The organism is Lutimonas sp. (genome assembly GCF_051011215.1).
GTDB lineage: Bacteria > Bacteroidota > Bacteroidia > Flavobacteriales > Flavobacteriaceae > Lutimonas.
On record NZ_JBPCUJ010000126.1, the window covers coordinates 1 to 6590 of the forward strand.

Consider the following 6590-nt stretch of genomic DNA (forward strand, 5'->3'; position numbering starts at 1 on the left):
CTATTAATGAGACCAGATCATGATTTGATTTAAGTTGCGAAGAACTCTGGCAAGAAATAATAATTACGAGTAATAAGTATAATGAGTACTTCAATTATTCTTAATTGTTTACAACGGTCTTGTGTATGGTTAGTTGTGGTTAAACTTTATATTACTTTCTCTTCTCGCTCCTACTCTTTGGCTTGCTCTGATTTAGGTGAAGCTCTAAGCCACAATTAATTATACACATTGTTGTAGCCAGTTATTCTTTGACCTTTAAATCTACTCTTTTTCGATATATCTTTTTGCGCCGGCTTTTAGAATGTCTAGCTGCATTTTAAGCATGTCTAGGTTTGCATCATGGCCAGAATTTTCTATTTCTATGTACTCCTTGTTTGGTGCCACGATTTCTTCAAAAAATTCTTTTGTCACTTTTGGCACGGTTAATAAATCTTTCTGACCTTGTATAATATATGTTGGTATCTTCAAATTAGTACAACATTCATCCAGAGCTACATCTTTTATCATTCCATCATCGCTCAATCCTATATATTTTAGGAATGAAAATTCTTCTGAAAATATAGAATATCTAGAGTCTGAAAATCCAGAATACTCTTTTGAAATCTTCCATTCCACAGGATTACTTATTGCCTCATTTTCATATTTACTTATAATTCTACGTAATTTTCCAAAGTTAGACGGATGTCTCCAATTCGGCGGTCCCATTTTATTTAAAACATCCAGAGTTCTTTTGTCTCCTGTTTCTACTGCAATTGTTTTAACCTTTTTATAGCTCTCAGTATAATTCTTACTCCCACTAACGAGCTGAGATAGCCCAACATAAAAATGAAACTTATTTGGTGCCGAGTGTATCATTCTAGTGGCTAAGAACGAGCCCCAAGATGAACCTGAAATGATAATTCTTTCTTTCCCTAATCTGTTTCTGATGTAATCACTTACTTCAAGACCATCTTTTACCAGGAGATCTACGGTCAATTTATTATTGGTTAACATATCTAAAGTGAGTTCTTCCGAATCAAATTGAGCTAGATATGTTCTTCCCGAACCCCTTTGATCCCAGTGAACAACGGTAAAATACTCTTCGAAATCTTTGAAAAGACTATCGTGATACTTGCTTAACGGAATTCCTGGACCTCCATGTACCATCAAGACTATAGGGTTCGAACAATCTTTCCCTTTTATTGTAATCCATTGTTGTACACCCCCAATAATTACATACTGAGATTCGTTTATTTCAGATTTAACATTGCTTTTAGGTTGGCAAGACTCATGAAGTCTAACTTTTTCTTCTACTTGAGCTTGATTCGGAAAAAAAGAAAACAAGCTTACAATCAGAATAATTAATATTCTACCTTTTAAATACATCATCGATTTAGTAATTATTGATTCATAATAGTCTTTGTTATACTATTGTTTTTTACCGAAGACGATTATATCTAGATTTTGTTTCAGATATTTTAAGTTTAGTTGAATACATTTTGTTTGGTTTAATTGGCTACAACGGTTTGGGTATGAGCAGTAGCTCTCCCACGTTGGTTTGATTTAATTATTTGGTTTGTAGTTTAGTATTCATTTTCGTTTCGGAGAGGGATTGAAGCTATTGCTTATACCCATTGTTGTGCCCGGTTATTTTAAGAGATAAATTGTTTTATTCTTTTCTCCTATTTTTTCAAATAAATTTAATTCCACACCTTTTTTTAAATCCCTACTCGCAGTAGCTGAAGAAATATCTTTAAAAATATTCATATAATCCTTTCTTGTAAATTCAGTTCTATTTGAAGAAATAAAATATTCTAATCTGTCTTTTTCACTTAATGTTCGATTATTGAAATCTAATAACTCACTTATTGAATCATCAATTACGCTCAACATATATTCAATAAATTTTGTTGATTTTCCGGACTTATCACTTACAGCCAAGGCGTTATAGTATTTTTCTTGGTCGCTACTAATTAAAGTTTCAAATGGTAAAAACTCAAAGACAGGATATTTTTCCATTAAAATTAAGGTTTGCCATAATCTTCCCATTCTTCCATTCCCATCTAAAAAAGGATGTATAAATTCCATTTCGTAATGGAAAACACAACTTTTAATTAATTCAATTTCGTCTGACTTTTTCAAGTATTTAAAAAGGTCTTTCATAAGGTATGGTACATTCTCAAAAGGTGGTGCTAAATGTTCTACTTTTGATCCTTTGACAATTCCAACACTTTGGGTTCTATATTTCCCCACGTCTTCAATCAGACTTTCCATTAAGTTTTGATGGGCTTTTAAAAATGACTTTTCGTCAGACGGATTGTAAATTTCTAAATTTTCATAAATTTTGATTGCATTTAAAACTTCAATAACATCTTTTTTAGGGCCAATGACTCTTTTATTTTCAAGAAGTGATGTTATTTGCTCTTCAGTAAGTGTGTTTCCTTCAATTTTTAAAGAAGAATGAATAGTTTTAATTCTATTCTGTTTTCTCAATTTAGGTGAAGGTTTATTTAATAAATTAGCATTCACTTCTCCTATTTTCTCAGAAATAGAAGTTATTAATTTTAAAATTAATGAGGTTATTTCGTAAGGTGGTTTCATTATTTATACTATCATTTGATACTATCAAAGATACAATCCTTTAACTTTAATTATGAAATGAAACGGATTTTTTTAATTGGGCACAACGTTAAATATATGGCAAGTTGGGCGGAAAATAAGCGATTATTCTCGGTTTAGCCATAAGCCAAATCTTTTGCATTTTGTTTTAATTTTTCTCTTTTAATACCAAATCAAAAGATTTGGCGACTTCACAAATAAGCAATGACTTTTTGATTAAAAACTAATCGCCCTATTTGCTATATATAGTGTTATAGCCTTTGTGTTTTTTTACAATCGTCCTTGGTCAAACAGTTCAAATTCAAACAATTCATCAGAGCTATATCCATAAACTTTATTTAATATTTCCAAAGCTATTTTTTTAGTTTCAAGTTTGTCATTTCCAACATTTAGAGCATAGCAAGGAATTCCATCCCATTCATAAAATTCGAATTTTTTTGATAATTCAAGATTCTTGAAAGTGTCTTCATTAGTTTTTTCATTATCAAAAGTCAAGTTGAATGAGAAATTAAATGGATTTCCCGGTTTAGCTGTTTTCTCAACTAATGCACCGTGAACTATCTGCATAATAACAGTATTGTCTTTTGTCAGATTTATCAGGTAAGCATTATTTGTCTTTTCAAATCTGTTAGCCGTTAATTCCAGTGTTTTTGTTAATCCAGTTTCAAGTTTGTCAGTTTGAGCTTTTACTCCAATGTTTATACCTAATAAAGTCAGAAGAGAAAGTATTATTTTTTTCATTTAATATATTTAGATTTACTTTTTTTAACATTGGCTATAACGTTTAGTGTATGATTTCGTAAGGGATTACGGGATTCAAACCTATCAAATTGCCAACCGAAATTAATTCGAGTGATAATGCTTGATAAACTCTGAAATCCTTATGAATCATACACCTTGTTAGCTACTGGTTTTGCGATCCTAATTATATCTTTAGAAATATTAAACTTTAAACTAGAAACTCGCAAGTTATTTAAGCATGCTTTCCAATTTCCCAGTTTTTGGATAGGTGTTGTTTAGCAAAATTGGCTGGCTCTTCTTCCAACTTGGTAGCCATACTATCGTTCCATCTATTCAAAAAACCATACAATGAAATGGTTGCAACTATCTCGATTATTTGAGATTCCGTAAAATGCTTTTTAAGTTCTATATGGTGCTCCGGTGTTATTGTATTTGGTGTACTTCCGGCAGCCAATGCAAATGCCATAGCCGCTTTTTCTTTTTCAGAAAAAAGATCTGAGTTATTAAATTCCCAAATAAGTTGCAATTTTTCTATCTCCACGCCATTCTTATAAGCTGAATTTGCCGTATGCGCCTGGCAATATCTACATCCGGATGCATTGCTGGCCATATGACCAACAAGGTTTTTCAAATATGGTGGCACCTCGAACTGACTTTCTTTTTTTGCTTTAATGATCCAGCGCATATTTTTAATCATCAACTTTAACCCTGTTATTGGCGACACTTTCGATCCCTGAAACCCCTTTACATTTGCCGATAACATGGCAAACGCTCCTAGAATGTTTGGCTTCTTTACTAAATCGTGAAGTGTGTTTGGAACGAATCCCATACTTTCTTCGGCCTGTTTAAGTACAAGGTCAAATTCTTTATCTCTAATATCCATCGTTAATTCAATTATTCAATGCGTAAGTGCTATAAACCTGAGGTAAAAAACTTGCTAACTGTGTGTATTCGGTCAAGCAATGATGTGCTAAACCATAGAGTTTATCCTCTGAAATTCCAATTTTCCTAACAATCCAATGAACATCATTGCCTACCCAAAATCGACTACGCATTTCTACTCCATTTTCTGTTTTTCGAACAAAATGTACCATTTGAACAATTGTGAGATTTCCAGATTTCACATTCGCGCATATAGCCCATTGGTTTGTCCCTAATTTTGAATTGTCAAGTCCGAACTGTTCCGGGTTCACAAAAGTAATCTGTAAATCTTGAAGGTCTTCCCCTTTCATCATTGCTTCAATAGTATGTGTCGTTTTCCCTTCCGGATTCTCAAGCACATACTTAGATATTGAGAAAGTTTCAGGTTCTTCATAGTTTTCATACAATGAAAATGCGTGTAGGCCGGGATACCATATCTTATATCGCATTGAATCATATCCATGCCAATCAAACCACCAATCTAACATTTCTCCAGTTGCTTCAGGAAACTGGATATTAACAGCAACATAACCCGAACCATCTTTAAAACGCGTATATCCGTTTTCCATGGTTAAGTACCCCTCCTCTAGCATTTTACCAGCCTCATCAAAAGGTAATCCATCTTCAGGCTCACGATACACAAGGGTTTCATACTGTTCGTTACTAGGTTCCTCAACGCTGTAATAATACTTGGCAAGCGGGTGTGTCTTTTCAGTTTCTGAAAGCGTAATAGGGTATTCTTTTGGATCTGCAATTTCACCCACATTGCAAGCAGCTAAAACTAATAAGAATGAAACTACAATGATTGACTTTAAACTCATATTTTTCATTTCTGTAATTCTTTGAATTTATACGAATACAAAAATACAGCAAGAGCATAATTGTTTTCGTTGAATAAATTCAAGAAATTACTTTTGAACGCGAATTTTTGATAACCATTCAGGTCTTATGCCAAGGTAAGAGGCAATCATGTACTGTGGAAAGTTCTCAAAAATCATGGGTTTATATTTTATCAGGCGTTCGTATCTTTCAATTGGAGGTAAAGTGGCATTCTTTAACCCTTCTGCCAATTGCATAAAAGACTCCTCTGATAATAATCTTCCCAGTTTTTGAAAATTAGGAACGGTCTTATAAAGTAGTTCTATATCTTCTTTAGTGATGACTAAAAGTGAAGACTCTTTTAGGGCTTTGATATTTGCATCACTCGGTATTTTTTTAAGGAAACTGTAGTAATCACTTATCATATCCCCCGATGCGAAAAAGTCTAAAACATGTTCATTTCCAGTATCAAGGGTTTGTGATAAAATCAAAGTACCACTTTCAACAAACGCAACTTTCTTACATATTTCTCCTTCTCGCAAAAACAGTTCGTTTTTTGCTATTATTTGTCTATCAAATTCACTGGTAATAAGATCTAATTCTTTCTCTGAAAAATTCACATATTTTAATAAATAATCTCTTATCATATCCCAGTAATTTTATTATGTGCACTCTCTTAAACTTGCAGCTAACGTTTAGTATATGGCAAGTAGGGCAGTAGAAAGCAACAAACTTTCAGTTTTGCACTGAGCCAAAGCGTTGTATTTTGTTTTTAATTTATTCATTCTTAAAAGCCAAATCAACGATTTGGCGGTGTTTGTAAATGGCACTGAACCTTCGTAAATCACCAAACTCCCTATTTGCTATATACAGTGTTGTAGCGCGTTTTTCATTTTATCGTATTAGTCTCAATATGAATTCAACGTTCATTATTGTCAAGTATCCCATTTCTTTTCTTTTTATCATTCCGTTAAAAAGGCTGATTATGTACAGGGCTATTGGAATTATCATGCTTAGTCGCATTTCTCCAGCATAAGGCCAATGCATTATTGAAAAGAGGTTTGCTACAAATGCTAAAATTCCTGCAATTACAATTGTCGTTTGATTCAGTTTAGTTAGTTCCTTGCTTTTCAAATTTGAGAATGAAATCATAAGTCCTGTCAACATATATATAATCAGTCCTGCTGTAATGAGCATTGGCAAACCTGTCCAAGTAATTAAAATTCCCACAGTTAATCCTGCTGTTAGAAGTTTTGTTCCCTTGTCTCCTTTTTTCAAAGTCAAGGCGAACATAATTATTGCGACTATCGATAAAATTATTCTTTCTGTCATTTTTTTGAATGCGCTACAACGTTCCGGCTATGGTTAGTGCGGGGGAGTTTATAGAAATAAACTTCTTGATTAGCCATTAGCCAAAGCTTTTTATTTTGTTTTATATTTTCATTTTCTAAACCAAATCAAAAGATTTGGCGGACTTTGGTATTCAGAAATAATTAATGGAATTAGAAATA

At 32.9% G+C, this 6590-nt stretch carries 7 protein-coding genes; all 7 read right to left on the minus strand.

The window, feature by feature from the left end:
- Nucleotides 1-261 precede the first annotated feature (261 nt).
- The 7 genes from ACR2MV_RS12280 to ACR2MV_RS12310 all read right to left on the minus strand — a co-directional run bounded on the left by ACR2MV_RS12280 (nucleotide 262) and on the right by ACR2MV_RS12310 (nucleotide 6411).
- On the minus strand, nucleotides 262-1368 hold the full coding sequence (locus ACR2MV_RS12280) for an alpha/beta fold hydrolase (RefSeq protein ID WP_434022214.1): 1107 nt from the start codon (nucleotides 1366-1368) through the stop codon (nucleotides 262-264).
- Between the two features lie 258 nt (nucleotides 1369-1626).
- Nucleotides 1627-2580, minus strand: a complete 954-nt coding sequence (locus ACR2MV_RS12285) for a Fic family protein (protein ID WP_434022215.1) — start codon at nucleotides 2578-2580, stop codon at nucleotides 1627-1629.
- Between the two features lie 288 nt (nucleotides 2581-2868).
- Nucleotides 2869-3339, minus strand: a complete 471-nt coding sequence (locus ACR2MV_RS12290) for a hypothetical protein (protein ID WP_434022216.1) — start codon at nucleotides 3337-3339, stop codon at nucleotides 2869-2871.
- Nucleotides 3340-3571: 232 nt separating this feature from the next.
- The gene (locus ACR2MV_RS12295; RefSeq protein ID WP_434022217.1) at nucleotides 3572-4222 is read right to left on the minus strand and encodes a carboxymuconolactone decarboxylase family protein; all 651 of its coding nucleotides are present in this window, start codon (nucleotides 4220-4222) and stop codon (nucleotides 3572-3574) included.
- Nucleotides 4223-4229: 7 nt separating this feature from the next.
- Nucleotides 4230-5081, minus strand: coding sequence for a DAPG hydrolase family protein (locus tag ACR2MV_RS12300; RefSeq protein WP_434022218.1), 852 nt, complete (start codon nucleotides 5079-5081; stop codon nucleotides 4230-4232).
- An 87-nt stretch (nucleotides 5082-5168) separates the two neighbouring features.
- Nucleotides 5169-5726, minus strand: coding sequence for a Crp/Fnr family transcriptional regulator (locus ACR2MV_RS12305; protein WP_434022219.1), 558 nt, complete (start codon nucleotides 5724-5726; stop codon nucleotides 5169-5171).
- Between the two features lie 247 nt (nucleotides 5727-5973).
- Nucleotides 5974-6411 (minus strand): hypothetical protein, encoded by a 438-nt coding sequence (locus tag ACR2MV_RS12310; protein WP_434022220.1) that lies wholly within the window; start codon nucleotides 6409-6411, stop codon nucleotides 5974-5976.
- Nucleotides 6412-6590: the final 179 nt, after the last annotated feature.

Bases quoted from the DNA above. Each gene is read 5' to 3' on its own strand.
- ACR2MV_RS12280 (WP_434022214.1), bottom strand. From the start codon at position 1,368: ATGATGTATTTAAAAGGTAGAATATTAATTATTCTGATTGTAAGCTTG.
- ACR2MV_RS12285 (WP_434022215.1), bottom strand. From the start codon at position 2,580: ATGAAACCACCTTACGAAATAACCTCATTAATTTTAAAATTAATAACT.
- ACR2MV_RS12290 (WP_434022216.1), bottom strand. From the start codon at position 3,339: ATGAAAAAAATAATACTTTCTCTTCTGACTTTATTAGGTATAAACATT.
- ACR2MV_RS12295 (WP_434022217.1), bottom strand. From the start codon at position 4,222: ATGGATATTAGAGATAAAGAATTTGACCTTGTACTTAAACAGGCCGAA.
- ACR2MV_RS12300 (WP_434022218.1), bottom strand. From the start codon at position 5,081: ATGAGTTTAAAGTCAATCATTGTAGTTTCATTCTTATTAGTTTTAGCT.
- ACR2MV_RS12305 (WP_434022219.1), bottom strand. From the start codon at position 5,726: ATGATAAGAGATTATTTATTAAAATATGTGAATTTTTCAGAGAAAGAA.
- ACR2MV_RS12310 (WP_434022220.1), bottom strand. From the start codon at position 6,411: ATGACAGAAAGAATAATTTTATCGATAGTCGCAATAATTATGTTCGCC.